The organism is Halorussus salilacus (assembly GCF_024138125.1).
Taxonomy (GTDB): Archaea; Halobacteriota; Halobacteria; order Halobacteriales; family Haladaptataceae; genus Halorussus; species Halorussus salilacus.
This window is the reverse complement of the sequence record NZ_CP099993.1, coordinates 683,816-708,325: the sequence shown is the minus strand read 5'-3', so window position 1 is coordinate 708,325 and position 24,510 is coordinate 683,816. Positions and strand designations below refer to the sequence as shown.

General features: G+C 67.9%; 29 protein-coding genes and 1 tRNA gene. 10 read left to right on the top strand and 20 right to left on the bottom strand.

Annotated features, from left to right (window positions below; genetic code table 11):
* Window positions 1-143: 143 nt before the first annotated feature.
* A complete protein-coding gene (locus tag NGM10_RS03615) occupies window positions 144-743 on the top strand; it encodes a hypothetical protein (protein ID WP_253481896.1) in 600 nt (199 codons plus the stop codon).
* An 11-nt stretch (window positions 744-754) separates the two neighbouring features.
* Here the strand turns inward: NGM10_RS03615 and rocF are convergent, their stop codons facing one another.
* Together rocF and NGM10_RS03605 are read right to left on the bottom strand one after the other, a co-directional pair.
* On the bottom strand, window positions 755-1,675 hold the full coding sequence (gene rocF / locus NGM10_RS03610; protein WP_253481894.1) for an arginase: 921 nt from the start codon (window positions 1,673-1,675) through the stop codon (window positions 755-757).
* A gap of 777 nt (window positions 1,676-2,452) precedes the next feature.
* Window positions 2,453-3,373 carry an NAD-dependent epimerase/dehydratase family protein gene (locus tag NGM10_RS03605; protein WP_253481892.1) on the bottom strand — a complete coding sequence of 307 codons (921 nt, stop codon included), beginning with the start codon at window positions 3,371-3,373 and terminating at the stop codon, window positions 2,453-2,455.
* A gap of 166 nt (window positions 3,374-3,539) precedes the next feature.
* Between NGM10_RS03605 and NGM10_RS03600 the strand changes: the two genes are divergently transcribed.
* Entirely contained in the window at window positions 3,540-4,073 is a 534-nt protein-coding gene (locus NGM10_RS03600; RefSeq protein WP_253481890.1) for an Rrf2 family transcriptional regulator, read from the top strand.
* A gap of 147 nt (window positions 4,074-4,220) precedes the next feature.
* Window positions 4,221-5,378, top strand: coding sequence for an NAD(P)/FAD-dependent oxidoreductase (locus NGM10_RS03595; RefSeq protein ID WP_253481888.1), 1,158 nt, complete (start codon window positions 4,221-4,223; stop codon window positions 5,376-5,378).
* 81 nt (window positions 5,379-5,459) lie between these two features.
* Here NGM10_RS03595 and NGM10_RS03590 read toward each other — a convergent pair whose 3' ends face one another.
* Window positions 5,460-5,888 carry an FAD synthase family protein gene (locus tag NGM10_RS03590; RefSeq protein WP_253481887.1) on the bottom strand — a complete coding sequence of 143 codons (429 nt, stop codon included), beginning with the start codon at window positions 5,886-5,888 and terminating at the stop codon, window positions 5,460-5,462.
* Window positions 5,889-5,988: 100 nt separating this feature from the next.
* Window positions 5,989-6,495: a Mov34/MPN/PAD-1 family protein gene (locus tag NGM10_RS03585; RefSeq protein ID WP_253481885.1), complete on the bottom strand. Its 507-nt coding sequence runs from the start codon at window positions 6,493-6,495 to the stop codon at window positions 5,989-5,991.
* Between the two features lie 252 nt (window positions 6,496-6,747).
* On the opposite strand from NGM10_RS03585, the gene NGM10_RS03580 reads away from it, so the two are divergent.
* The 3 genes from NGM10_RS03580 (at window position 6,748) to han (ending at window position 10,218) form a co-directional block, all read left to right on the top strand.
* Window positions 6,748-7,056 carry a hypothetical protein gene (locus tag NGM10_RS03580; RefSeq protein ID WP_253481883.1) on the top strand — a complete coding sequence of 103 codons (309 nt, stop codon included), beginning with the start codon at window positions 6,748-6,750 and terminating at the stop codon, window positions 7,054-7,056.
* A gap of 178 nt (window positions 7,057-7,234) precedes the next feature.
* A complete protein-coding gene (locus tag NGM10_RS03575) occupies window positions 7,235-8,116 on the top strand; it encodes a hypothetical protein (protein ID WP_253481881.1) in 882 nt (293 codons plus the stop codon).
* A gap of 197 nt (window positions 8,117-8,313) precedes the next feature.
* On the top strand, window positions 8,314-10,218 hold the full coding sequence (han, locus tag NGM10_RS03570) for a Hef-associated nuclease (protein WP_253481880.1): 1,905 nt from the start codon (window positions 8,314-8,316) through the stop codon (window positions 10,216-10,218).
* Window positions 10,219-10,220: 2 nt separating this feature from the next.
* On the opposite strand, the gene NGM10_RS03565 is transcribed toward han, so the two are convergent.
* Window positions 10,221-11,939, bottom strand: coding sequence for a phospholipase D-like domain-containing protein (locus tag NGM10_RS03565; RefSeq protein ID WP_253481878.1), 1,719 nt, complete (start codon window positions 11,937-11,939; stop codon window positions 10,221-10,223).
* Window positions 11,940-12,018: 79 nt separating this feature from the next.
* On the opposite strand from NGM10_RS03565, the gene NGM10_RS03560 reads away from it, so the two are divergent.
* Complete coding sequence (locus NGM10_RS03560; RefSeq protein ID WP_253481876.1) at window positions 12,019-12,258, top strand: hypothetical protein; 240 nt, start codon at window positions 12,019-12,021, stop codon at window positions 12,256-12,258.
* A 10-nt stretch (window positions 12,259-12,268) separates the two neighbouring features.
* On the opposite strand, the gene NGM10_RS03555 is transcribed toward NGM10_RS03560, so the two are convergent.
* The 3 genes from NGM10_RS03555 to NGM10_RS03545 all read right to left on the bottom strand — a co-directional run bounded on the left by NGM10_RS03555 (window position 12,269) and on the right by NGM10_RS03545 (window position 14,553).
* Window positions 12,269-12,421 (bottom strand): DUF7837 family putative zinc-binding protein, encoded by a 153-nt coding sequence (locus NGM10_RS03555; protein ID WP_253481875.1) that lies wholly within the window; start codon window positions 12,419-12,421, stop codon window positions 12,269-12,271.
* Window positions 12,422-12,498: 77 nt separating this feature from the next.
* Complete coding sequence (locus NGM10_RS03550; protein ID WP_253481872.1) at window positions 12,499-13,755, bottom strand: HEAT repeat domain-containing protein; 1,257 nt, start codon at window positions 13,753-13,755, stop codon at window positions 12,499-12,501.
* A gap of 57 nt (window positions 13,756-13,812) precedes the next feature.
* Window positions 13,813-14,553, bottom strand: a complete 741-nt coding sequence (locus NGM10_RS03545; RefSeq protein ID WP_253481870.1) for a protein sorting system archaetidylserine synthase — start codon at window positions 14,551-14,553, stop codon at window positions 13,813-13,815.
* Window positions 14,554-14,842: 289 nt separating this feature from the next.
* On the opposite strand from NGM10_RS03545, the gene NGM10_RS03540 reads away from it, so the two are divergent.
* The gene (locus NGM10_RS03540) at window positions 14,843-15,295 is read left to right on the top strand and encodes a plastocyanin/azurin family copper-binding protein (RefSeq protein ID WP_253481868.1); all 453 of its coding nucleotides are present in this window, start codon (window positions 14,843-14,845) and stop codon (window positions 15,293-15,295) included.
* A 63-nt stretch (window positions 15,296-15,358) separates the two neighbouring features.
* On the opposite strand, the gene NGM10_RS03535 is transcribed toward NGM10_RS03540, so the two are convergent.
* The 4 genes from NGM10_RS03535 to NGM10_RS03520 are packed head-to-tail and all read right to left on the bottom strand — an operon-like array spanning window position 15,359 to window position 17,891.
* Window positions 15,359-15,994, bottom strand: coding sequence for a 30S ribosomal protein S3ae (locus tag NGM10_RS03535; RefSeq protein ID WP_253481865.1), 636 nt, complete (start codon window positions 15,992-15,994; stop codon window positions 15,359-15,361).
* Window positions 15,991-16,254 carry a KEOPS complex subunit Pcc1 gene (locus NGM10_RS03530; RefSeq protein WP_253481863.1) on the bottom strand — a complete coding sequence of 88 codons (264 nt, stop codon included), beginning with the start codon at window positions 16,252-16,254 and terminating at the stop codon, window positions 15,991-15,993. Before NGM10_RS03530 ends, NGM10_RS03535 begins: the two co-directional genes overlap by 4 nt.
* Entirely contained in the window at window positions 16,251-17,426 is a 1,176-nt protein-coding gene (locus NGM10_RS03525; RefSeq protein WP_253481862.1) for an exonuclease RecJ, read from the bottom strand. The genes NGM10_RS03530 and NGM10_RS03525 overlap by 4 nt, the downstream gene beginning before the upstream one ends.
* Complete coding sequence (locus NGM10_RS03520) at window positions 17,427-17,891, bottom strand: 30S ribosomal protein S15 (RefSeq protein ID WP_253481860.1); 465 nt, start codon at window positions 17,889-17,891, stop codon at window positions 17,427-17,429. It abuts the gene before it with no gap.
* 261 nt (window positions 17,892-18,152) lie between these two features.
* Between NGM10_RS03520 and NGM10_RS03515 the strand changes: the two genes are divergently transcribed.
* Window positions 18,153-18,224 (top strand) — tRNA-Ala (locus tag NGM10_RS03515).
* Between the two features lie 147 nt (window positions 18,225-18,371).
* Here the strand turns inward: NGM10_RS03515 and eif1A are convergent.
* The 4 genes from eif1A to NGM10_RS03495 form a co-directional block, all read right to left on the bottom strand.
* Entirely contained in the window at window positions 18,372-18,659 is a 288-nt protein-coding gene (gene eif1A / locus NGM10_RS03510; RefSeq protein WP_135829043.1) for a translation initiation factor eIF-1A, read from the bottom strand.
* A 71-nt stretch (window positions 18,660-18,730) separates the two neighbouring features.
* Window positions 18,731-18,928: a hypothetical protein gene (locus NGM10_RS03505; RefSeq protein ID WP_253481858.1), complete on the bottom strand. Its 198-nt coding sequence runs from the start codon at window positions 18,926-18,928 to the stop codon at window positions 18,731-18,733.
* Window positions 18,929-18,976: 48 nt separating this feature from the next.
* Window positions 18,977-19,168: a hypothetical protein gene (locus NGM10_RS03500; RefSeq protein WP_253481856.1), complete on the bottom strand. Its 192-nt coding sequence runs from the start codon at window positions 19,166-19,168 to the stop codon at window positions 18,977-18,979.
* A gap of 79 nt (window positions 19,169-19,247) precedes the next feature.
* Complete coding sequence (locus NGM10_RS03495; RefSeq protein ID WP_253481854.1) at window positions 19,248-19,574, bottom strand: HalOD1 output domain-containing protein; 327 nt, start codon at window positions 19,572-19,574, stop codon at window positions 19,248-19,250.
* 176 nt (window positions 19,575-19,750) lie between these two features.
* On the opposite strand from NGM10_RS03495, the gene NGM10_RS03490 reads away from it, so the two are divergent.
* A complete protein-coding gene (locus tag NGM10_RS03490) occupies window positions 19,751-21,493 on the top strand; it encodes a DUF7289 family protein (protein WP_253481852.1) in 1,743 nt (580 codons plus the stop codon).
* Here NGM10_RS03490 and NGM10_RS03485 read toward each other — a convergent pair.
* The 4 genes from NGM10_RS03485 to NGM10_RS03470 are packed head-to-tail and all read right to left on the bottom strand — an operon-like array spanning window position 21,490 to window position 24,510.
* Window positions 21,490-22,263: a DUF7289 family protein gene (locus tag NGM10_RS03485; protein WP_253481850.1), complete on the bottom strand. Its 774-nt coding sequence runs from the start codon at window positions 22,261-22,263 to the stop codon at window positions 21,490-21,492. The two genes, NGM10_RS03490 and NGM10_RS03485, sit on opposite strands and share 4 nt — an antisense overlap.
* Window positions 22,260-22,742 carry a DUF7266 family protein gene (locus NGM10_RS03480; RefSeq protein WP_253481847.1) on the bottom strand — a complete coding sequence of 161 codons (483 nt, stop codon included), beginning with the start codon at window positions 22,740-22,742 and terminating at the stop codon, window positions 22,260-22,262. Before NGM10_RS03480 ends, NGM10_RS03485 begins: the two co-directional genes overlap by 4 nt.
* Window positions 22,739-23,797, bottom strand: a complete 1,059-nt coding sequence (locus tag NGM10_RS03475; RefSeq protein ID WP_253481844.1) for a DUF7261 family protein — start codon at window positions 23,795-23,797, stop codon at window positions 22,739-22,741. Before NGM10_RS03475 ends, NGM10_RS03480 begins: the two co-directional genes overlap by 4 nt.
* Window positions 23,785-24,510, bottom strand: coding sequence for a DUF7288 family protein (locus NGM10_RS03470; RefSeq protein WP_253481841.1), 726 nt, complete (start codon window positions 24,508-24,510; stop codon window positions 23,785-23,787). The genes NGM10_RS03475 and NGM10_RS03470 overlap by 13 nt, the downstream gene beginning before the upstream one ends.

Genomic DNA, 24,510 nt, shown 5'->3' with positions numbered 1-24,510 from the left:
GGACTCGCACAAGTCGAGGACGGCCTCGACGCTCGCTTCGGGTCGAACGACGCCGAACCCCCAACGTTGTAACGATACTGGTCCCAAATCTTATGCCGGTCGTTGTCGTACCAGAGCCGGACCTCGTGTAGGTCCGTCAACTAATGATGGGGGAATTCGAGCGAGCGAACGACCTTCCGGAGAATCGAATCGAGACGCTAGTCGAACAGGCCCGAGAGCTAGAGACGGAACAACTCGAGGCGGCCGTTGCAGAACTCAGCGACGATATCAACGCTGAACTTGAGGAGATGCCCGCACCGAGTTCTCCGGAATTTCAGCAACCGTACGACATTGTGAAGACCGAAGCGCGAGTTCTCCGTGACGACCGCGCTTCGGAGTTCGGTCTCTCGACGGAAACGGAGACGGACTACGGTATCGCAAGGGAGATCGCTGACGGGGACCGGGAACTCGACGAAACCGTGTTCGATCACGGAAGCCTTAGCGACCCCGACGAAGAAACCAGACGAGTCGGGCGAAAACTGCTTCGACGACTCGCCGCGGCCTGTAAGAAGGAAATCTGTGCGTTAGACGGCGTGTTCGAATTGAGTGGGAAAGAATTCGCCGCCGCAATCACGCCGATAATCGTCGGCGCGCTCGCCGGGACACTCGTTCTGGGGATGTTCGCACCTCTGGCCGTCTTGGTCGCGCTATTCATCACCGACGTTGGAATCGAACTGTACTGCAACCCGAGACAACAGCAATAGCGGTGTCGAAGTCAGAGGATTCTTTTCCCGACCGCGCTCGCGGCCAGTTCAGTCGCCAGCTCGGCGGTCTCGTTGTGTTCGTCCAGAATCGGATTGACCTCGACGACCTCCATCGACCGGAGGACGCCCTCGGCCTCGTCGCGCTCGGCGACCGTCTCCAGCGCGGAGTGGGCCTCCCGGTAGGTGACCCCGCCCCGGACGGGCGTGCCGACGCCGGGCGCTTCCTTGGGGTCGAGCCAGTCGAGGTCGAGGCTGACGTGGACGCCGTCGACGCCGTCGGTCGCAACGTCGAGGGCGTCCTCGGTGACCGGGACGACCCCGCGCTCGTCGATGTCGGACATGGTGTAGACGGTCACGTCGCTGTCGAGGACCTCCTCGCGCTCGGTGTCGTCGAGGCTACGGAGGCCCACGATGGCGACGTTCTCCTCGCGGAGCGTGGGGACGTTGGCCCACTCGGTGTCGGCGAAGTCGCCGACGCCGAGCGCGGCCGCCAGCGGCATGCCGTGGACGTTGCCGCTCGGCGAGGTCGCGGGCGTGTTGAAGTCGCCGTGGGCGTCGAACCAGATCGCCCCGAGGTCTGCGTCCCGGCCCGCGCCGCGCATCGTGCCGATGGCGATGGAGTGGTCGCCGCCCAGCACCAGCGGGAACGCCTCGGCGTCGAGCGCTCCGGCGACCTCGTCGGCGAGACGGGTGCACACGTCTGCGGTCTCGCGCAGGAACTTCGCCGAGCCCTCGGAGGGTTGCTCTGCGTCGGGGTCGCGCTCCTCGGCGCGGGGCACCAGCAGGTCGCCCGCGTCGGTCGGGTCGACGCCCGCCGCCCGGAGTTCGTCGGCCAGTCCCGCGTACCGGATGGCCGAGGGTCCCATGTCGACGCCGCGTCGGTTCGCTCCCAGGTCCATCGGCGCGCCGATTATCCGCACCTGTCGGTTCATGTGTGAGGCTTCGGACGGTGGGGATAAAGAACACCTGCATTCGGTTCGAGGAGTCCCAGTTGCCGCGTCTTCGGACGGTTCTGTCTCGAACGCTATCCATCGGTCGTCATGAATCGCCGGAAAAACCGACATCGAGAACAGCCAGAAAGCCCCCGCCCGCTCGCTACGAAAAACAGAGTCCGTGAACGAGCCCGCCCAGAAAGCCCCCGCCCGCTCGCCACCGGCAGAGCTCCGCTCTGCCGAGCCCTCGTTCGCACCGTCGGAGCATGCTCCGACGAGCCTGCGCTCGCTTCGCTCGCGCAGACTTCGCTCACGAGGAGGCCGCTCAGCGATATATCCTCGCTCGCTCGGATAGGGGTCGCTGAGACGACCACGTAAACGCCGGGAGACAAACCGCGTCTCCCGAGGTCACACTCGCTTCCCTCGCGTGACCGCGAGCGGGCGGCCCCTTTCAGTCCCCCCCGGTGGGTCGTCTCGTCGGTCGTCGGTCGGTGGACTGTCCCACGAAGAATCAGCCGGTGGGACAGTCCCCTTGGCGTGTGCTGGCGCGGCCCCGCAGTTTGGGGCCGCGCCAACCGCGTGAGGGATGAGGACCGCAGGGAGCGAAGCGACCGAGGACCGCAGTCGGTTGGGGAGGCGTGTGGTTGCGGTCTCTCAGTTGTGACGCGCGAGGAATCGCCACTTTCGAAGAGATGGAATTGAAGCAGACCGACAAATGGAATCGAAGCAGACCGCGAGACGGAACCGAAGCCGAACGAAAGAGAAACGAATCGTACGCTACTCGTACTGCGAACAGACCCGCGCCAGCCCCTCCTCGAAGCTGACCTCCGGTTCCCACCCGGTCGCCTCTTTCATCTTCGAGCTATCGGCCATCGTGTCGTGGACGTACACCTTCTCCGGGATGGGGTTCTCGACGTACTCGGGTTCGACGTCGGTCCCGAGTTCCTCGTTCAGGCGCTCGACCAGCGTGTTGGTGCTGTAGGACTCGCCGGTGCCGAGGTTGTAGATGCCGTCGAGTTCGTGGTCGCCCGCGAGTTCGAGCCCCCGGACGACGTCGTCGACGTGGGTGAAGTCGCGGGTCTGGGTGCCGTCGCCGTAGATGACCGGCGGCTCGCCGTTGGCGATGTCGTCGGCGAACTGCGCGATGAGGTTGGCGAACTCGCCCTTGTGTTCCTCCGAACCGCCGAACCCCTCGTAGACGCTGAAGAATCGCATCCCCGCCATCGACATGTCGTAGTGGTACGAGAAGTACTCGCCGTAGCGCTCGCGGGCGAGCTTCGAGGCCTCGTAGCCCGTCCGGGCCTCCACGTCCATGTCCTCGGGCGAGGGCTCGGTCCGGTCGCCGTATATCGAGGAGGTCGAGGCGTAGACCACGGTGTCACAGCCGTCCTCGCGGGCCTGCTCGACGGTGTTGACGAACCCCTCGACGTTGACCCGCGCGCCCCGGACGGGCTCGTCCTCGTGCATCTGGTACGACGACAGCGCCGCGAGGTGGAACAGTATATCGACGCCCTCGGTCGGGAGGTCGTCGTCGAGCACGCTCGCGTCGCGGAACTCGACCGCGTCGCCGAGGTTCTCGGGCGTCCCGAGGTAGCAGTCGTCGACCGCCACCACGTCGTTGTCGGCCGCGAGGTGGTTCGCGAGGTTCGATCCGATGAATCCCGCGCCGCCGGTCACGAGGACGCGTTTCCCTTGCATGTCCGGACCCTCCCGGCCCAGCGTCAAATCGGTGTCGCTCCGTCGCCGGACGTTCGGTTCGAATCCAGTCCGAGACGCTTAAATCGAATCGGCAAGAACTCCGACCGTCCCGGGATTTTCGGGCGGTTCGCCGCATTTAAGGCCATCTATTACCAAGAATTCGCCAATGTCCGCCATCGAGCTGACGCCGAGCCAGAAGACGATACTCACCGCCCTCGTCAACCTCCATCGCGAGACCGAGGACGCGGTCAAGGGCGAGGACATCGCCGCCGAGGTCGACCGCAACCCCGGCACCATCCGCAACCAGATGCAGAGTCTGAAGGCCCTCCAGTTGGTCGAGGGCGTCCCCGGCCCGAAGGGCGGCTACAAGCCGACCGCCACCGCGTTCGAAGCGCTCGACGTTCAGAAGATGGACAGCGCCGCCGAGGTCCCCCTGTTCCACAACGGCGAGGCCGTCGAGGAGTCGAACGTCGAGGAGATCGACTTCACGAGCGTCCACCACCCCGAACTCTGCCGGGCCGAGATTCACCTCCGCGGGTCGGTCCGGGAGTTCCACGAGGGCGACACCGTCCGCGTGGGTCCGACGCCCCTCTCGAAACTGGTCGTCGAGGGCACCCTCGACGGCAAGGACGACACCAGCAACATCCTCATCCTGAAGATCGACTCGATGGAGGCCCCCGCCGAGGAGACGGCCCACTAGCGCCACGCTTCCGGAGGTCGAACGTCCTTCTGCGGTACTCTCCGTTTTCTTCGATTCTTCGACGTGCGCAAATCCGTGATAGGTATTCTCAATCAATCTCCTCGGGCTTTCAAAGCCTTTGTATCGGAGGACTCCGGAGTTTCGCGTATGACTGAGAAGGTCGTCGTACTCGGCGCGGGCTACGCCGGTGCGGGCGCGATACAGCGACTCGAAGAAGAACTCGAACACGCCGACGCAGAACTGACGTGGGTGTCCGACGACGACTACCACCTCGTTCTCCACGAGGCCCACCGGGCCATCCGCGACCCGGGCGTCGAGACCGACATCACGATTCCGGTCGGCGACATCGCCAGCCCGAGCACGGAGTTCGTGCAGGCGACCGTCGAGGGCGTCGACACCGAGGGCCAGACGGTCGAACTCGACGGCGGCGAGGATGTCGAGTACGACTACCTACTGGTCGCGCTCGGCAGCCAGACCGCCTTCTACGGCATCCCCGGCATGGCCGAGAACGCGCTGACGCTCAAGAGCCTCGACGACGCGCTCGACATCCACGAGCGGGTCACCGAGGCCGCCGCCGAGGCCACCCGCAACGACCCCGCCAAAGTGGTCATCGGCGGCGCGGGGCTGTCGGGCATCCAGACCGCGGGCGAGGTCGCGGAACTCCGCGACGAGCGCCGCGCGCCCATCGACATCTACCTCGTCGAGGCGCTCGACGAGATAATGCCGGGTCAGGACTCGGAACTCCAGGGCGCGGTCCGCAAGCGCCTCGAAGACGCCGACATCGACATTCTGACCGACGACCCCATCACCGAGGCCGACGAGTCGACCATCCACTTCGACGAGGGCGACCCGCTGGACTACGACGTGTTCGTCTGGACCGGCGGCATCACGGGCCAGAACGCCATGGCCGACTGCGGCCTCGACAACGAGCACAACCGCGTGACCTGCGAGTCGGACTTCCGGACGAGCGACGACCGGGTGTTCGCCATCGGCGACTCGGCCATCATCGACCAGGGCAACGACCCCGCGCCGCCGACCGCGCAGGCCGCGTGGCAGGCCGCCGAGGTCGCCGGGCAGAACATCGCCCGCGCCATCAACGACCAGCCCCTCGAAACGTGGACCTACGACGACAAGGGGACGCTCGTCTCCATCGGCGAGGAGGCGGTCGCCCACGACGTGGACGCCCTGCCCGTCCGGACCTTCGGCTCGTACCCCGCGAAGTTCCTCAAGAAGATGGTCGCCGCGCGCTGGATCGCCGGACTGACCTCGTGGCCCCGCGCGATGAAGTCCTGGGACTCCCTGTAGAACCGTCGATTCGTCGCGGTTCGTTTTCGACGCGCTCGGTTTCCGAGCCGTGGCTACCGAGCGTCCTCCGGCCCGCTAGCGCTATCCTCGCTCTTCCAGAATCCGGTCGATGATGCGGCCCGTCGAGAGGAGTTCGCCCTCGTAGGCGGGGTCGCGCGGGCTCGCGCGCCGGACCTCGCAGTCGATTCCGCGCCGGGCGAGCTCCTCGGCGATTGCGGCCTCGTCGTGGTGCTGGTCGTAGCCCAGCGCGATGACGTCGGGGTCGAGTTCCTCGATGGGCGCGAAGATGTCCTCGGGGTGGCCCACGCGGGCGTCGTCGACCGCGTCGAGCGCGGCCACCACGTCCCGGCGCTGGCGGTTGGGCAAGATCGGCGGCTCCTTGTGCGTGACGTTCTCCCGGCGGGCGACGATGACCGTCAGGCGGTCGCCCATCCCCGCCGCGTCCCGGAGGTAGTGGACGTGTCCGGGGTGGAGTAAGTCGAAGGTTCCCTGTGCGATGACGTGGGTCATTCTGGGTCCTCGTGGTTCGTGTGGTGTCGTCTGGGGTTCGTCTGGCGTCCTGCGGGGTTCGTCTGGAGACCTGTCGGGGTCGTCTGGTGTCCTTCGGGATTCATCTGGTGTCCTCGTCGAAGTCGTAGCCCAGCTCGGCGTCGATGTCCTCCTGCGTGAAGTCGAAGAACGATTCGCCCTCGGGCAACGAGACGTCCAGTACGTCCAGCTTCCGGGGCTTGCCCTCGCGGTCGAAGGCCTGCCAGTCGTCGCGCTCGTAGGGGTAGCCGATGATGATGTGGACCTTCCCGCGGCCGAAGGTGGCGAGGTCGGCGTCGCTCGGCCGGAGCACGCCGTTCGGGTGGGAGTGGACCGACCCGACCGAGTTGAAGTCGTTGGGGACTTGGCTGGTCTTGACGGTCGCGCTCACCGGGTTGGTATCGGTGCCGGGGATGACCAGCACGTCGGTGATGACGGTCCCGTCGCGGTCGAGCCCGAGGCTCCGGGCGTCCTCGCCGCGGAGGAAGCCCATGTACTCGTGGGGGTGGGCGTCGGCCGACGCTTCGAGCGCGAACTGGAGGGCGTCCTCGGCGATGCCGAGGATTTCGCTCGACCGGAACAACCGCATGGTGAAACGTCCGGTCGGGCGCGTTCTAAAGGTTGCGTTGCGCGGGCGAATCGTGACTCTCCGCGGGGTCGAACAGCCACAAGCTTATTGCACTCCGGATAATTATATTACATTTAAGTGATGAAACGAAGAACCGTCCTGTTGGGGTTATCGGGATGTGTCGTCGGCGGAGGGTACCTCGCGGTGAATTGGTCCGATTCGGAGGGAGAGTCGATGGATACGAACGGACAGGGTCGAGGCTGCCGGAACGGAGTGTCCGAGCGTCCCGAGAACGGGACGTTCGAGTTCGTCAACATACTCCACTTCGACGAACTGGAACTCCGACTGGAAGTCAAGCAGAGCGACGTAGCGCGGATAGCGGTCAGTTCGGACGGCGAGACGATTCGGACCGTCTCGAACGTGAAACCGGGCGAGCAGAAGATTACGTTCCGCGCCGGGAACGCGACGGTGTTCGACATCACCGCCTCGGACGGCGACGATTCGGTGATCGACACCGCACGGTTCTATTCGAGGTGCGGTACGCAGACGGACGGCGGGGACGGAACCGCGTCTCCGGAGTAGTCGCCCGCTCGACGTGGACCGCTGCGTTCGAGTTCTCGACCGTTACTGGCGGTTTTCGATACCGCCTCCCTCGGGTGCGCCGGGAAAATCGGGAGCCATAATAATCACAAACTAAATAAACTAAATTTATCATATTCTAGAAGAAAAATATAACACTGTCAATTCGTTGTATAATTTCATGGGAAATGACAAACTCCCATCCAGTCGGCGAAACGTGATCAAATCGATAGTCGGGTCGGCGACCCTGCTCGGCGTCGCTGGGTCGGCACAGGCCGCGCAGTCCGACACCAAAAGCGAGACGAAAGCCGGAGCGGCGTCGAAGACGACGCGACTGACCGACGAGAACGCGCTCAGTCGCAGTCAGGTCGAGAAGGAGGTCCAGCGCCTCTCGGAGAAGTACGGCGACGAGGCCGCCCAGAACGTCCTCGCGGGGCCGGTCGATACCGAGACCGGAAAGTTCGGCGAGGACGTGGTGAGCGTCTCGGGGAGCGGACCGGACAACACGACGAACCTGAACTACCTCAAGAGCTGGAACCAGGAGTACAAGGTTCAGGGCGGGACTCCCGAACGCCTTCTGCTGACGACCGACCACTTCCTGTCGGTGTACAAGTCGAACGACACGGACGATCAAGGCCGGTACCGGTACTTCTACTGGCACTGGTCCCAGACCGAAACCAACAGCGACTACTGGCACGACGAGACCCACCTTCAGTTCATCCGGAACCGGCTCAACATCCGGAGCAACGACGAGGAGGTCACGAAGATCTCGCCCTCCTCTACGAGCGACCTCAACGGCCGCCAGAAGAGCGTCGGCGTGACCGTCGGCTACGGCGGTGCGGAGTTCGGTATCTCCGGCGAGGTCTACGTCAAGGACGCCACCTTCGGTCCCGAGACCGGCGGCGTCGAGAAGGGCCCCGCGGGCGAGTTCTCCGCGTACCTCGACGCGAACAACACGCAGGGTCGACAGTCGCTGAACGCGACGACGGTGACCCGACACGAGGCAGACCGCAGCGGCTTCTACGACTGCAAGTGGACCACCGAGTGCGGCGGTCGTCAGTAGCTCCTGCCGGACGTTCACCGATGGTGGACGACGGCGGTTCACCGACCGGCGAGACGTTCGATCCGACGGCGCACTCGGTGTGAGTGCGCCGGGACGTCTTTTCGCGGACGATGCTTCGAACGAGGCGGGCGCTACGGCGACCGTCTCGAACCACTTGCGAAGCGTTAAAAACGGCGACGCCGAAGTCCCGGTCAAGAATGACTCCGTCTTCCGACCCCGACGCCGGGGAGCGACCCGTGGTCTTCGACCTCGACCCGGACTGCACGCTCTCGGACGTCGAACCCGACAACTACTACCGCGCGACGGTCAACGGCGTCGTCGATTACGGCGTGTTCGTCGACCTCTCCGACTCGGTCTCCGGTCTCGCCCACGAATCGACCTACGACGGCAGTTACGAGGTCGACGACGAACTCGTGGTCGAACTCACCGAGATACGCGAGAACGGCGACCTGAGCTTCGAGCCCGCCGACCTCGACGACTACGAGACCGTCGAAGTCGGTCACGACTACGACGTCTCGGACGCTGGCGAACTCACCGACGCGGTCGGCGAGACCGTTCACCTCGAAGGCGAAGTGGTCCAGATCAAGCAGACGGGCGGCCCGACCATCTTCCACCTGAGCGACGAGACCGGCGTCATCCCCTGTGCCGCCTTCGAGGAGGCTGGCGTCCGTGCGTATCCCGAAGTCGAGATAGACGACGTGATCCGAGTGACCGGACTGGTCGAGGAGCGCGACAACGCCCTCCAAGTCGAGGTCGAGAAGCTCGACGTGCTGACCGGCGAGGAGGCCGACGAGGTCGAGGGCCGACTCGCGGCCGCGCTCGAAGCCCGCGCCGAACCCCACGAGGTCGAACCCCTCGTCGAGTGGCCCGCGCTGTCCCAGCTGTTCCCCGACCTCCGAGAGGTCGCCACGCAACTCCGCCGGACCGTCCTCGAAAGCAGGCCGATTCGGGTGCGCCACCACGCCGACGGCGACGGGATGTGCGCGTCGATTCCGGTCCAGCTCGCCCTCGAACGTTTCATCGAGGAGACCCATCAGGACCCCGAGGCCAAGCGCCACCTGTTCAAGCGCCTCCCCTCGAAGGCCCCCTTCTACGAGATGGAGGACGTGACCCGCGACCTCAACTTCGCGCTCGAAGACCAGGCCCGCCACGGCCAGAAGCTCCCGATGTTGCTGATGCTCGACAACGGGAGCACCGCCGAGGACGTGCCCGCGTACAAGAACCTCGCCCACTACGACATCCCCATCGTGGTCGTGGACCACCACCACCCCGACCCCGACGCGGTCGAACCCTTCGTCGACGCCCACGTCAACCCCTACCTCCACGACGAGGACTACCGCATCACGACCGGGATGATGTGCGTCGAGCTGGCGCGGATGATCTGGCCCGACATCACCGAGGAGCTGCGCCACGTCCCGGCGGTCGCCGGGCTCTGCGACCGCTCGAAGGCCGACGCGATGACCGACTACGTCGAACTCGCCGAGTCGGAGGGCTACGCCGAGTCGTTCCTCCGGGAGATCGGCGAGGCCCTCGACTACGAGGCCCACTGGCTCAAGTACGACGACGGGCGCAACCTCATCAACGACGTGCTGAACGTGGGGGCCGACAGCGAGCAGCGCCACCGCGAACTCGTGGAGTTCCTCGCCGAGCGCAGCGAGGTTGCCGTCGACAAGCAACTCGACGCCGCCATGCCCCACGTCGAACACGAGCGCCTCGACAGCGACGCCCACCTCTACCGAATCGACGTGGAGAACCACGCCCACCGGTTCACCTACCCCGCGCCGGGCAAGACCACCGGGGAGATACACGACCGGAAGGTCCGGGAGACCGGCGACCCCGTCATCACCATCGGCTACGGGCCCGACTTCGCGGTCCTCCGGAGCGACGGCGTCCGGCTCGACATCCCCGAGATGGTATCGGAACTCGACGAGGAGGTCGTCGGCGGCGGCGTCTCGGGCGGCGGCCACCTCGTCGTCGGCTCCATCAAGTTCGTGCCGGGGATGCGCGAGGCGGTCCTCGACGCGCTGGTCGAGAAGATGGCCGACGCCGAACTGGACGAGGAGTTGCAGAGCACGGTCGTCGGCCACGAGCAGGACGACTGAGCTCACACCTCCCGCTCGAAGTGCACCTCCCGCCTCGCCAGCAGTAGCGCCGCGAGCGCGCCGACCGCGACCCCGACGAGCAGCCCGAACGGCACCTTCTTGCCTCCGTCGGCGCTGGCCTGCCAGTCGGCGTCGAACGCCCCGGCGTAGAATCCGGCGACCTCTTCGCCGTGTAAGACGACCGCGACCTCCCTGTTCTGGCGCGCGGAGTTGTTGTTCCAGTTGAGGCTCCCGACCACGGCCGACTCGCCGTCCACGACCACGCCCTTCGCGTGGACCTTCTCGTAGCGACCTCGTGGGTCGGCGAGTCGGGCCTCTATCTGGAGGTCCTCGTCGTCGGCGCGCTCGTTCAGCCACTCGACCATCGCGGCGTTCTCCTCCTCGACGTACCACGCGCCGCTCAGCAGGACGCGAACCTCGACGCCCCGGTCGGCCGCTCTGAGCGCCGCGCGCAGGAAGGGCTGGTCCCGGCCGCCGATTCCCGCTTGCTGGACGCGGATCGACTCGTCGGCCGAGTCGAGCAGGCCGACCATCCCGTCCTCTGCGTTCTCGGGCGCGACCAGTACGTCGGCCGATTCGACCGGGAGGGTCTCGGGAGGGATTTCCGCGGGGTACGACCCGTTCGCGGGGTCGGCCTCCTCGAAGCGCCGGTCCTCGCGGAACTCGGTCCACGGGACCGAATCGCGCCACCCGGCGTCGGCGGCGAACACGTCGGCGAGGTGGTCTGCGGCCGCGGGGCTGTCGAGGGCGACGCCCCATCCCCTGCTTCCCGCGCCGCCGGTTCCGGCGGGCTTCCAGTTCTCGGTGAGGACGAGCGCGCGGTCGTCGGCGACGGCGTACTTCGGGTGGTGGAAGTCGTAGCGCGCGAGCGGGCCGTCGACGACCCGGACCTCGATTCCTCGGTCGGCGAGTCCGTCGAGGACTCTCGCCTGCCTGCGGGTCTGTCCGCCGACTGGGCCGCCCTCGACGAGGACCCGGACCTCGACGCCGCGCTCGCGCGCGGCGTCGAGCGCGTCGGCGACCCGCTCGGAGGTGAACGTGTAGCCCGCGAGCAGGAGTCGCTCGTCGGCGCTCCGGACGGTTTCGAGCGGGACCGCGGGCGAGTCGGGGAGGACGAAGGCCCGCGCGTCTGCGGGTCCGGCGCGACCGACTTCGAAGTCGGTCGCGCCGAGGTGCTCCCACGACCACTCGCCGTCGGTGCGGTTCCAGCGCTCGCCCTCGGGCGCTCGCGGGTAGGTGACGTTGCCGGTCCCTGTCGTGGCGGTCGAGTCGTCGGGGACGAGACGAACCGTGTCGCCGCCGTTCGCCAGCGACAGGTGGCCCGAAAGGCCGAGGACCCGCCTTTCGGTCCGGTTTCGGGCGACCTCGGGGTCGGTCGAGAGCGCGACTTCGCCCGAGACGGTGACGTTCGGGAGTCGGGCGGCCGTCTCGTCGTCTTCGAGGACCCACCCGGAGACGTTCGTCTCGCGCGGGACCCGGACCACGACGAACTCCCCGGCGTCCTCCGGGGTCGCGGGGTTCGGGTAGACGGCGACGATTTCCGGGGCGGAAACGTCGGAAGCGCCGGAATCGCCCGAAACGTCGGAAGCGCCGGGACCGACGGCGGCGGTCGAGGGCCCGGTCGCGGCCGCGGGAGCGGTCGCTCCCGCGGCCGCGACGGGTCCGGCGAGCGCGACCACCGTACCGACGAGCAGGACGGCGACGAGTATCGAAGCGCGCACGCCGCGAAGTGGTCCCGTTCTCGGACTTAAACCTTCACCGACCGGTGGATATTTGAGTTGCAGGTTCGCCGATGTCAGTATGGAATACGTGCTGGCGCTCGAACTCGCGGGCTACGCGCTCGGCGCGCTGGGAGCCAGTCTCGTCTTCTTCGAGTTCTTCCAGATGCCGAGCTACGTCGAGTACAGTACCGAGTACAACGATTACAGCGTCGATATCTCTCCCAAGGACGCCGACGAGTACTCGTGGGCCGGACGCGTCGGTGCCTTCCTGCTCGCGGTCGCGTTCGCGATTCAGTTCCTCGTGGCGTTGCTCGGCTGACCCGGCGACGCTACTCGGCGGAGGGGTGGACCACGTCTCGGCAGTCGGGACACTCCGCGAACTTGGCCGGGCAGCCGTCGGACTCGTACTCGATGAGGAGGTAATCGCGGGTGATCGCTCTACCGCAGTTCGGACAGCACCCAAGCGTCGTTACGCGTGTCATGGCCCGCTACGCCGAAAAAAGCACACGAGGGTCTTTGTTATTCGTCGGGTAACCCGGCGTAACGAGCCGTTACCGCCTTACAGCGCCTTCTCGGCCTCGGTCTGGACGAGGAACGCCCGGTCGTCGCGGTACTCTCGGACCGTCTCGCGGGCGCGCTCCGTGGCGATCTGGTTGAGCGCCCACGCCGCGCTCGCGCGGACCTCGTCGGCCTCGTCGTCTTCGAGCACGTCGGCGAGCGGTTCGATGGCGCGGGTGTCGCCGATGAGACCCAGCGCGCGGGCGGCCTGACTCCGGACCGAGGCGTCGTCGGCCGCGAGCCGGTTCGCAACGTCCTGAGTCGCCTCTTCGCTACCGATTTCGCCGACCGCCTTCAGGGCGGGCTTGGCGAGGCCGGGGTCCGAGTCCACGTAGTCGAGGACGGCGTCGAGGCCGTCCTCGTCGCCGATCTTCCCGATGATCTCGATGGCGTCCTCGTCGCGGCGCTGGGCGCGCTCTTTCATCTCGTCGAGCGACTCGGGGTTGCCCATCCGCTTGAGGGCGTCGAGGCAGTGTTCCTCCATGAAGTTCGACTGGAGGCTGTCGAGCGCCAGCAGGACCATGTCGGCCCGGTCGCGCTTCTCCCAGATCTTGAGCGCGTGCCACTCGGGCGGGTAGTCCTTGCGGTGGTCGAGCACGTCGAAGTAGCCCTGCGCCTGCAACTGCTCGCGGGTCTCCAGATCGTCCCACTCCTCGGCGTCCTCGACGCCCGCCTCCAGGTCCTCAGCGGCCGCCAGCAGGGTCTCGACCGTCTCGGCGTCGTCGTCGGGGTCGAGGCTGGCGTCGCCGACCGCGACCGCGGCGTCTTCGAGCGCGCTCACGAGGTCGTCGGTGTCGCCGGCCACGTCGGCTCCGAGGTCGGTGTCGAGGACCGCCTCGACCTCGGCGACGAAGGTCTCGACCGCCTCGCGGAGTTGCTCGACGCCCCGCTCGGTCCAGCGCGTCTCCTCGACGGTGGTGCCCGCGTCCTCGACGATCTCGATGACGTCCTCGTCGTAGGGGCCGCGGGCTTCTTCGAGGTCGTCGCGGAGGTCGGCGAGCCGGGATTCGAAGGCCTCGCGCACGCTCTCCTCGTCCTCGTCGTCGGGTTCGGGGAGGTCGGCGCTCTCGATGAGCCCCTCGATTTTGTCGAGTTCGGCCTCGACCGCGTCGAGGTCGGTCTCGGTCTCGGCGGATTCGAGGTCGGCCTCGGCGGCGTCCAGCTCCTCCTCGACGGTCTCCTCGGTGACCTTCTCTTCGAGGGCCGTCTCCTCCTCGGCGTCCTCGGTCTCCTCGGGTGCCTCCTCGTCGTCGCTCATGCGGTCCACCCCGTTTTCCTGACTCGGCTCATATGCCCGAAAGTCGGTCCGTACGCCTCAAGAGCGTTTCCCTTCCACGTCGCGGCGCTCGACTCGGCCCCTCGCGTCGGGGTCGTCGGCGTCCCGCCAGTAGAACCGGGGCGCGAGCAGGAGGTACGCCAGCGCGGCCCCGAGCAGGAGGCGGGGGAACGCCCGACCGAACGCCGCGGGCGCGAGGACGGCCAGCATCTGGACCCCGCCCATCGCGAGCGCGTCTCGGGCGTAGAGGTCGGGGTAGGGCACGCAGGTCACCATCAGGTACGCGAACGCCGCGGTCGCGCCGAGCAGGACCGCGGCGTCGTCGACGCCCGCGAGCACCGCGGCCGCGAGCAGGGTCGCACAGAGGGTGGTCTGGACCCCCTCCGTGTGGGCGTCGCCGATGTCGTAGGCGGTGTAGAGGCCGAGTCGGACGACCGCCATCGCGACGAACACCGCGGGGACGCAGAACGCCGCCGCGGTCGCGAGCGTGGGGTCGGCCAGTCCCCACTGCTCGCGCGCGAGGGCGAACACGAGCACCGCGGGCGCGACCCCGAACGACGCCACGTCGGCAAGCGAGTCGAGGTACTCGCCCGCTGGCGTGCCCCCGGTCTTGCGCGCGATGACCCCGTCGAGGCCGTCGGCGACCGCCGCGAGCAGGACGAGGCGCGCGGCGAGTCCGGGGTCGAGCGTCGCCGCGACCGCCGCGAGAAAGCCCAGCGCGGCGTTGGCGACGGTGACGGCGTCGGCCAGACCCAGCCGTCCGACGAACCGGGGTTGCATACGTTCGGGGTGGGTGACCGCCCTTGATACGTTTTTATAATCGGACGCCAGGGTCGGGGCGCGGTGCGCCCCGACCCGGGGAGTCGTTTCGATGGAAGGTCGTCTCGGACGTTTCGGTGGAAGGTCCCGCGGGCGTTTCGGTGGAAGGTCCCTCGGGCGTTTCGGTGGAAGGCCCAGCGGGCGTTTCGGGCGACCTCCCCGACCGCGAGCGCGCCGGACCGCGGAGCGGTCCGGCGCGCTCGCGGTCGGATTCGTGAGGCCTATACTCCCCGCGTCCCGAGGCTCTGGCATGGACCGCCGAACGTTCCTCGCGGGAGGCGCGGGGGCGACGCTCGTCGCGCTCGCGGGGTGTCTGGAGTCCGGAAGCGACGGAGACAGCGACGGGGAGGAAGGGGACGACGAGGAGGAAGACGACTACGACGTCGGGATGGGCGCGTCGTTCTTCCGCCCCGAGGAGGTCGAGGTCGCGGTGGGCGAGACCGTCGTCTGGCGCAACACCGGCAACCGCCGTCACACCGTCACCGCCTACGAGGGCGAGATTCCCGACGACGCCGACTTCTTCGCCTCCGGCGACTTCGACTCCGAGCAGGCCGCCCGCGACGCGTGGATGGACGACTTCGGCGGCAAAATCGAATCCGGCGAAGAGTACGAACACACCTTCGAGGTGCCCGGCGAGTACGACTACTTCTGCATCCCCCACGAGGCGTCGGCGATGGTCGGGCGCGTCGTGGTGACGGAGTAGGGACTCGACGCTCGCGGCGTCGCGATTACGGCCGATAAAACGAGAATCGATTCGAGAGGCGTCTCAGACTTCGACTTCTTCTTCGTCCACGTCCACCGAGGTCTCCTCCTCGGCGGCGACCTCCTCGGGCCGGGCTTCGAGCGTCGCCTTCTGGATTTCCACTCTGCGGAGCGGGTAGATGGTCTTGGCCTCGCCGTAGATGGCCGAGGACATCCGACCCTCGATCACGCTGTCGATGAGGTCCTCGAAGGTGCGGTCCTCGGCGGCGTCCTCGACGATCTCGGTCATCGTCTCGCGGATGGCCTTCTCCTGACTCGCGTCGGCGTCCTTCGTGGTGAAGGCGACCGGCTGGACCTGCACGCGGTAGTCGTCGGTCGTCAGGACCGTGACGTAGGCCTCGACCTTCGAGGCACCGCGGCGCACCAGACTGCGGAGGTAGTCGCGGGTGAGTTCGTGCTTGATGAACTCGGTGTAGGCCGCGTCGCTACCCACGTCGTTGATCTTGAACGTGAGCTTGGTGTTGTTCTCGCTGGCGTCGTCCTTCAGCTCGCCCAGCGTGGTCTCGACGTTGCGGCCGAGGACCTTCTCCGGTTCGTCTGCGGGGGTGCCACCGAGCTCCGCCCGGTCGAACTGCTGGGGGGCGTGGATGGTGTACCACCGCTTCTCCTGTTTCTGCTTGGAAACTGATCGTTCGCTCATGATTGTGTTGTCGTGTCTGCGTGTCGCTTGGCTGTCTGTACGACTTCCTGGGCCACCGCGAGGTTGACGACGTAGTCGTCGACCGTGGTCCGGAGGCCGCCGGTGGTCTCGCGCTCGACGGTCGTGACGACCCGCTCGACGCCCGACTCGCGCTCGACGCGCGTGTCGATCTGAGGCGTGTTGTCGGGGCGAACCGACGCCGCCACTATCTCGGCGTCGTCGTGTTCGGTCCGAATCGTCGCGGTTCGGGTCGGCTTCATCGTCGGGCCTCCCGGAACTCGGCGAGGAACTCCTTGGTGTCCGTCTCGGGGTCGAACCGGGCGTAGCCGCGGTCGGCGAGGCCGCCGCCGAGACCGCCCACGCTCCGGGCCGCTTCGCTCATCGCCGCGCCGATCCTCCGGTCGTCGGTCGCGGCCGCGGCGGCCGCCTCGTCGGCGACGACGAGCGCGACCGGTTCGGGCGACCGGAAGTCCCTGAGGAGTCGGGCGACGGTCTCCACGGGCGCAGAGTCCGTTCGAAGGGCGAACAGGCCGTCGTACCGGCCGGTCGTCCCCTCTCGGAGGACCGCGTGGGCGCGCTCGGCGTGGTCGCGCCACGCGTCGAGCGCGTCGGCGCGGGCGTCGTGACCCAGCGCCAGCGCGGTCGCCGTGCCGGGTCGCTCGCGCGCGACCGCGTCCAGCACGTCGGCGTACCCCTCCACCGTGGCGAAGGGGCCCTCGGGCGCGGTGTGGGGTCGGAGCGCGCGCTCGACCGCGTCGGCGGCCCGCGCGGTCGCGGCTTGCCCGCCCGTGACCGCGAGCGCGAACTCCGAGGCGACCCGCCGGTGGGCCGACTCGTCGAGTTCGGCGGGCAGGCCGAGCTCCGCGAGCGCGGCCTGCGCGGCCCCGGCGTCTCCGGAGTAGTCGGCGTGCGCGAGCGTCGCGTGCGCGAGGCCGTCGGCGAGGTCGTCGGTCGGGACGCCGACGCCGGGTCGGCGCTCGACGCCGCGCTCGCGGGCCGCTTCGAGGACGTGAGCCGTCTCGCCAGCGCTCGGAACGCCGTCGGCCGCGAGGACGCCCGCGAGCGCGAGCGTCGGGTCGGGCCGGGCGTCGAGTTCCCGCGCGACGTCGTAGGCGGTCGCGCTCGCCGGGGTGGCCGCGGCTGGCAGGTGGGCGTCGGCCCCGGGGTCGAGACCGATACCGACCGTGGTGTCCTCGGAACTGGCCCGGTTCGCGTCGTCGGGGTCGGCGAGCGTCTCGCCGAACCGACCGACGCGAACCTGATACGGGACGCCGCGCCCGCCGAGTGCGCGCGCGAGCAGTCCAGCGGCCGCGAGGCAGTCGCCGTCGGCGCGCACGAGCACGCGGACGAACGCCGCATCGCGGAGCGTCGCGGCCGCGTCGCTGGCGTCGGAGGCTGACCCGTCGGTTCCGGTTCGGCCCGAGGTCGACATCTAGTCGAGGAGTTCCTTGGCGGTGTCGTAGGAGTACGTGAAGTCGGCGTCGAGTTCGTCGCCGCGGTAGTAGTCGACGAGACGCCGGACCTTCGACTGGGTGTTCTGGAGCGCGCGCTTGTTGGCGGCGTCCTGGGGGTGCTCGTCCATGTGCTCGCGCAGTCGGACGGCCCGCTCCATCAGGCTCCGGAGGTCCTCGGGGAGGTCGCTCGCGGCGTCGTTCTCCTCCAGAATCTCGGTGACCTTCTTACCCGTCGCCAGCTTGACGTCCGGGACGGGCGTGCCCTTCACGCCCTCGTCGCGCAGCTTCAGGCCGATCTCGCTGGGGCTGTGGCCCTGCTCGGCCAGTTCGACCACGCGGTCGACAATCTCGTCTTCGTCTACGTCGCTCCACTCCGGCGGTTCGTCTGCCACGGGTTTGTCCGAGTCGGACGACCCGCGACGGCGGGTGTGCATTCGTGCCATGGTTTCTGGATTGGAACTGCACAGACCGCTGTCGCTTTGAGTGTAGGCGTGCGGTGCGTCGGTCTGACGCGTGCACGTCCGCAATCCCGAGCCGAGCAATCGCCCGGCGAGTCAGATTTGCGGCTGTGCTGTTCCCGTGTTCAGGAGGAATGGCCCGAGGTAGTTAAATGATTGCTATTCGGGTCGTGGGGTGAAGTGCCGCGCCGCGCAGGATTCCGAGAGGTTTATCAATACCCCCGGACTACGTTGGAATGCGTTCGAGGGCTCGTAGATCAGCGGTAGATCACTCCCTTGGCATGGGAGAGGCCCCGGGTTCAAATCCCGGCGAGTCCACTCCTTCCTTCCCTCGCTTCGCTTGGTCAGGCAGTCGTGGACTCGCCGACCCTCGCGAACAAACCGCGTCCGCTCGGTCCCGGCGAGTCTATTTTCTGCACGGCGAGCTTGCTACTGCACTCGATAACCGCAGAGAAAATCGCCAGTTCAGACGTTGATGTGGCCCTCGCGCCGGAGTTGGTCCTGCGCGGAGCCGTCGTAGCGCCACTCGATGTCGGCCTTCTCGTCCTGCCAGTCCCACGGTTCGCAGAGCACGATGTCGTCCTTCCGAATCCAGATGCGCTTTCGCATCCGGCCCGGAATTCGGCCCATTCGCTCTACGCCGTCGTTGCATCGGAGTCTGACGCGGTTCTTACCTAACATCTCGGTGACGATTGCGAACTGCTCGTCGTCGTTGGGCATGCGGAGGTTCCGTCGCCCGGATTCTTCACTCACGGTCGTAATACGGTGTGGGGACGTTTAAGTGGTCGGATTTTCGAAGTGGGGTCGTGGGCGGGCCAGTCATCTCACCCGCCCCCTCGGAGGAGATACGACGCGATTCCGACCGCCGAGAACATCAGGATGGCCGCCGTCCCGATGACGAGCAGTTGCACGTCCCCGTCGGCCGCCCCCGCGGCGGCGAGGGTCTGGACCGCGCCAGCACCCACGACGACTCCCAGCAGTGCGACGAGTCGCCAGTCGAACCGACCGAATACGTTTGCCATGGTATGACATAACTTTCCCGGTTACGTAGTCCTGTCGCCAGCGCAGACTCAGAAGTCGGCGTCTGCGATCCAGTCGCGGGCCGCGGCCACGAACCACGCCATCCACACCGCGAAGGCGACCAGCCACGCGCCGTACCGGACCAGCGGGTGGGGAAAGAGGAGGTACGCGGTGGCGAGCGTGGCCGCGACCGCGACGACCGCGGCGGCGTTCCGATAGCCGCTGACGGTGAGCGCTCCCATTTGTCGGCCGAGTACGGGCCCGGGGCGCATTACTGTTGGCGCTCGCGTCGCCCCGCGGGGCGACGCGAGCGCCTTCGACTTATCCCCGCACCACGACGCGGCCGCTCGAATGCACCGTGACCTCGTAGACGTCGTAGGGGAACGACACCGACACGTCGTCCCGGAGGTCGCCGTAGCGTCGCGTGTGAAAGAGCATCCCCAGGGCGTCGCAGTCCACGACGGAACTCAGCGGGGTGAGTCGCTCGGGCGGGCGGCCCACCACGTCCGAGAGCGCCAGCGCGATGCCGGTGCACACCTCCCCGTAGAGCATGTAGTCGCTGACGTTGAAGATGTAGGTAGAGGTCGAATCGCCGTTGTCGGCTTCGGCTTCGATTTCGACCGGGTGGATGTCGTTCGACGAACTCATTGATGCTACGCCCTCTCAGGGTGGCACGCACATAGGTGTTGCGATGGGGGAAACCGCCAGACTGCAGTCGCTTTTCCTGCCTCCCTCGCGGCCTCCCCCGCGGGCGAGAGTGGAAGCTGATACATTTCCGAGGAGTGGCGGATTAGTTTATAATACCGGGGTTCCTTGGCCCGGATATGACATCGCGGGCGACGTCGTCGGGGGCAGGGCGCGGCCGGTCGTCGGCGGGGCGCGGCCAGTCGGAGGTGCTTGGCGTGGTCCTGTTGCTTGGACTCACCATCACCGGGACGGGGGTCATCGTCGCGTTCGGGTCCTCGGCGCTCGACGACTCCAAGCAGGCGTCCGAGCTCGACAGCGCCGAGCACGCCATGACCCAGCTCGATTCGAAGCTCAGCCTCGTCGGCGTGGGCGACTCGGACTCCCAGTCGATGTCGCTCGGCGTGGACGGCCACACCGCCGTCGAGAACGAGAGCGGGCGGATGGTGGTGTCGATAAATCCAACCGAGGGCTCGGAGGTCCCCGAGACAGAGGTGATGAACCAGAGCCTCGGCGCGGTGGTCTACGAGAACGGCGGCAGTAGGGTCGCGTACCAGGGCGGGGGCGTCTGGCGGCGGACCGACAACGGGACCACGATGGTCTCCCCGCCGGAGGTCCACTACCGCGATACCACCCTGACGCTCCCGCTCGTGGCCGTCTCGGGGCAGGGACCGCTCGACGGCAGGACCGTCGCGACCAAGAACGGGTCCAGCGAGCCGATGTACCCCGTCGAGGTCGAGGACGGCGAGGACCTCCGCAACCCCCTCCTGCAGGCGGAGGTCAACCTCACGGTCGAGAGCGAGTACTACGAGGCGTGGGGTCGGTTCTTCGAGGAGCGGACCGGCGGCGAGGCGACCGTCGACCACGACGAGGAGTCGGTCACCCTCCGACTCGTCACGCCCCCGAACGTCCCCGAGATAGAGCAGGGCATCGCCTCTACCTCCTCCCAGGAGCTCTCGATTCAGGGCGCGGGAGGCAATCCCTCGTTCACCGACAGCTACAACTCCTCGGACGGCGACTACGACTCGACCGAGGGCGACGACGGGACCATCGAGACGGTCGGCGGCGTGACGATGAGCGGCGGAGCCGAGATACGCGGCGACCTCGTCTCGGGCGGCGGCGAGGTCGAGATGGAGAGTTCGAACACCGAGATCGACGGCAACCTCTCGTACGGCGGGAGCGCCGACCTCCACAAGAAGGCGACCGTCGGCGGCTGGACCGAGTCGAACGGGTCGGTCAGCGAGATCGACCCCGTGGATTCGATGGTCTCCTCGCGCAACGAGAGCATCCACGACGACAACGACAACGACGACGCCGACGCCATCGACGGCGACAGGCTGGACTGCGACTCGACCTGCGAGCTGTCGTCGGGGTCCTACTACCTCGACGAGCTCGACCACGACGGCGGCACGCTCACGCTCGACCTCTCGGAGGGGGACATCGACATCGCGGTCGCCGGACCCATCGCGGTCGGTGGCGGCACCATCGAGGTCGAGAACCCCGACGACGGGAGAGTCGACGTCTACATGGACAGCTCGGAGCTCGCGGTCACGGACGGTGAGGTCGACGTGCCCGACGAGAAGGCCGGGAGTTTCCGCATCTACGCCCCGCCGGGACTCGACGCCGAGTTCTCCAGTTCGGAGTTCGACGGCATGGTGTACGCCCCCGACAGCGACGGTCGGCAGGGCGAGATATCGGTCACGTCTCAGGCGGAGGTGTTCGGCGCGCTGGTCGGCGGTCAGACGACCCTCCAGTCGGGCGGCGTGGTCCACTACGACCAAGCGCTGGCCCGGTCGTCGACGCTCCCCGAGGACTACGAGACCGCCCCGTACGTCACCTACATGCACGTCTCGGTCAATCGAGTGAACGTCACGGCCACCTAGTGTCTCAGCTCGAACTCCACGGCCGCCTCGGGAACGACCAGTCCGTCGGTGTGGAACTGGTAGGTCACCGAGCCCTCGCCGTGGTCGATTCGGTCCATTCCCTGAGCCTCGAAGTACCGGCCCCACGCGTCGGCGCGCGGGGAATCGACCGTGACGTTGATTCTGGCGTCCGTCTCTCCCGACTCCGCGGGCGTGTCGAACCGGCCGTCGAGTTCCACGCTCTGGCGGTGGGCGACGACCAGCACCGTCCCGCTCCCGCCGACTCCCCCCGAGTCCCCGCGGGGGTAGGTGAGCACCAGCGGGACGACCGAGGTGTTTTCCTCGCCCTCGCCCACGACGAACCCGGGTTCGGACCGCATCGCCGCGCGGCCGTCGTCGACCCGGAAGGTCGCGCCGTTGGCGTAGACCACCTCGCCCGCCGGGGCGTCGTAGACCAGCGGCCGGGTGGTCGTCCGGTAGGTGGCGTTCCGGTCGTCGTCGGGGTCGGTGGTGTTGGCCTGTACCTCGATCTCGACCGGGTCGCCGTACCGCAGCGTCGCGCCCGAGAGCTTCAGCTCGGTCGCCCTGCTCGGGGCGTCTGCGGTCGTCACGTCCCGGACGTTGTCGGCCAGCACGTCCATCGCCCGGACCGCGTTGGTCACCTGCTCGTCCTCGCGGGCGTCCTGTAGCCCGCCGATGCCGGTCGTGTACACCGCGCCGACCGAGGCGGTCACCAGCGCGAACGCGAACACGAACCCGAGGGTCTCGCTGACCGCGCGGTCGTCCATCATCCCGACCGCACCTCCAGTCGGTCCGAGTCGGTGTCGAACTCGACCCGGAGGTCGCCGCCGGGAACCGTGGTCTCGGCGACCGGCGTCTCGGCGTGGAACCCGACCGTCACCCGGACCTCGGGGTCGCGCGAGACCAGTTCCAGCTGTGAACCCTCCACGGTCACGTCGTACCGGTTCCCCCCGACTCGTGCGGGCAACGTGACCGACACCGAGACGGTCGGGTCGTCGGACCCGACGACAGCGAGGCGGTCGGCCGCGGACAGGTCGGTCGCCACGCGCTCGCCGACGACCTCCAGTTCCGACCGGACCGCCGCGTCCCGGCGGTCCTCGACCATGCCGCCGGTCGCGGTCAGCACGCCCCCGACGAGCAGGGCCGCCACCATCAGATTGAGCGCGTAGGTGACCGTGACCGACACCGCGCGCTCGTCGCGGGCGAACCGGCGGCGGTCGCCGCCGGTTCGCCCCGTTCGCCCGGTCATCGCGGCTCACCCGGGGCGGCCCGGACCGCTGTGTGGAACTCGACGCGGGGCGTCTGGAAGTGAACCTCGAACTCCGCGGCGTAGACCGCGGGCGTCCGGCGCGGCGAGTCCTCGGAGCCGGGGGCGGCGAAGTTCGACTCCTCGACGGTCGCGCCCTCGGAGGTGTCGACGGTCAGCTCGTAGGTCCCGGTGACCCGGTCGGGGTTCTCGAACTCGATGTCGTACGAGTCCATCTCGGTCGGGTAATCGAGTTCGGGACACTCGCTACCGTTGACGGTTCCGGCGGTCAGGTCGACGCTCGCCGTCGAACCGTCGACTCGGCACTCGTCGGGGGCCGAGTCGCCCCCGACCGCGATGTCGCCGTCGCCGTCCTCGTGGACGGGGACGCGCCACGTCTCGCTCCCGTCGTCGAGCACCACCGCGAACGCGTCGTCGGAGTCGGCGGCCAGCTCGTCGTCCGAGACGGTCAGCCTGACGTTCCGGGCGTCGTCTACGTCCTCGGCGAGGGTCCAGTCGCTCTCCTCGTCGTCGACGTTCGTGAAGTTCCGCGAGGGGTCGGTCTGTCGAACGAGGACGCCCTCGGTCGTGGTCACGGTGTCCGTGCGTATCTCGGCGACCGTCCCGTCCTCGGCGTGGTACCGCGAGAGCAGGTCGTCGTATCTGGCGATTCCGTCCCGGACCGCCTCGTCGAGGTCGTCCCGGTCGGCGTACTCCTCGCGGTTCTCGGCGTCGAGGAGGTCGCCGACGCCGTCGACGGCCTCGGCCCGGAACGCGACCGCCTCGCCGTCCTCGATTTGGGCCCCGCGGGTGGCGAGGTTCTGGGTGTAGATGACGGTGTTCAGGAGCAACACGAGCGCGACCAGCGTCACCGCGACCGCGAGCCCGGTCACGAGGATGAGCTGGGCCCGCTCGCGTGGGTCGTCGTCGGGTCGCGGCCGACCGGCTCCGGACCGAGACCGACCCTCTCCAGACCGAGACCGACCCTCTCCGGACCGAGACCGACCCTCTCCGAGTCGGTCACCGCCGGACCGACCGCGGTCGCTCACATCTGCCATACGACGATTCGCACCTCCATGACGTTGTACAGCGCGGCGTCGGGTGCGGCGTCGGGCGCGTAGAGGTCGGCCTCGCCCGCGGTCTCGCCCGCGGGTCCGGAGACCGGCGTGTCGTCGTAGACGGCGACCGTTCGCGTCGCCGACGCGGCGTTGTCGCTCGGCGAACCCATGTACACCATCGTCTTGCTGTCGGTGGAATCGTCGGGCAGTCGGTACTCGACGTAGACGTTGTAGGCGACCCGCCCGTCGGACCCGCCCACCTCGCCGAACGTCTCGTTCAGGGCGCGCCCGAAGTCGTTCGGCGGCCCGCCGTTCGAGTAGAATCCCCGGTCGGACGCGTTGACGAACGCCCGGTCGTCCGAATCCCAGAAGGTGAGCGCCGGGCGGAGGCTCCCGCGCTCGGCCGCGGTCGCGAGCAGGTCGGCGGCGGCGGCCTGCTGTTGGTTCTCGATGTGCTGGTTCGACGTGCTGGCGGTCAGCGGCGTCACCGCGGTCGACTGCATCGCGAAGAGGACGCCCGAGACCACCAGCAACGCGGCGGTGAACGCTTCGAGGGTGTGGACCTGCCCGCGAGCGCCGGTGGGGGACCGCCCGCGCGAGGAGGCGCGCCCCTTCCCGCGCGAGGAGGCGCGCCCCTTCCCGCGCGAGGAGGTGTGTCCCTTCCCTCGCGAAGAGGCGCGTCCCGGCCCGCGCGGAGCGTCGCTCTCGGCCAC